The sequence below is a fragment of the Pseudomonas sp. MWU349 genome (assembly GCF_017947325.1).
GTDB lineage: Bacteria > Pseudomonadota > Gammaproteobacteria > Pseudomonadales > Pseudomonadaceae > Aquipseudomonas > Aquipseudomonas protegens.
Map to the genome: position 1 here is coordinate 1 of NZ_JAFEVP010000019.1, position 1,100 is coordinate 1,100.

A 1,100-nucleotide genomic window follows, 5' to 3' on the forward strand; every position below is an offset into this window, starting at 1 on the left:
ACGCCCTGGCCGCCGCCGATGCACAGGGTGGCCAGGCCCTTCTTGGCATCACGCTTGATCATTTCATGCAGCAGGGTCACCAGCACCCGGCAGCCCGACGCACCAATCGGGTGGCCGATGGCAATCGCACCACCGTTGACGTTGACCTTGCTGGCGTCCCATTCCAGCTCCTTGGCCACCGACAGCGACTGCGCGGCGAAGGCTTCGTTGGCTTCGATCAGGTCCAGCTGGTCCAGGGTCCAGCCGGCCTTGTCCAGGCAGCGGCGGGTGGCCGAGACCGGGCCGATGCCCATGATCGCCGGGTCGACGCCAGCGTTGGCGTAGGCGGCAATTTTTGCCAGCACCGGCAGGCCCAGGGCCCGGGCCTTGCTCGCGCTCATCAGCATCACCGCGGCAGCGCCGTCGTTCAGCGCCGAGGCGTTGCCGGCGGTGACGCTGCCGTCTTTCCTGAACGCCGGCTTGAGCTTGGCCAGGGCCTCGGCGGTGGTGCCGGGGCGCGGCTGTTCGTCGGTGGCGAAGGTCAGGGGGTCGCCCTTGCGCTGGGGAATCTGGATCGGGGTGATCTCGTCGACAAAGCGCCCGGCCTCGATGGCCGCCGCGGCTTTGTGTTGGGACGCGGCGGCGAAGGCGTCCTGGGCTTCACGGCTGATGCCGTATTTCTCCACCAGGTTCTCGGCGGTGATGCCCATGTGGTAGTCGTTGAAGGCGTCCCACAGGCCGTCGCTGATCATGGAATCGACCATCTGGCTGTGGCCCATGCGCAGGCCGGTGCGGGCGCCGGGCAGCACGTAGTTGGACAGGCTCATGTTTTCCTGGCCGCCGGCGATGATCACCTCGGCATCGCCGCAGCGGATGGCCTGGGCGCCCAGGTGCAGGGCCTTGAGGCCGGAGCCGCAGACCTTGTTCAGGGTCATGGCGGGCACGGCGTGGGGCAGGCCGGCCTTGATCGCGGCCTGGCGGGCGGGGTTCTGCCCGGCGCCGGCGGTGAGCACCTGGCCCATGATCACTTCGTCGACCTGGGCCGGGTCGATGCCGGTCTGGGCCAGCAATTGGCGGATGACCGCGGCGCCCAGGTCAACGGCGGGAATGTTCGCCAGGGA

Annotated in this window: 1 protein-coding gene; it reads right to left on the bottom strand. The window is 68.9% G+C overall.

The genetic code is table 11. The features are described from left to right. Positions 1-1,100, bottom strand: a 1,100-nt coding sequence (locus KCG88_RS30795) for an acetyl-CoA C-acetyltransferase (RefSeq protein WP_210713763.1), incomplete at both ends; no start/stop codon positions are given.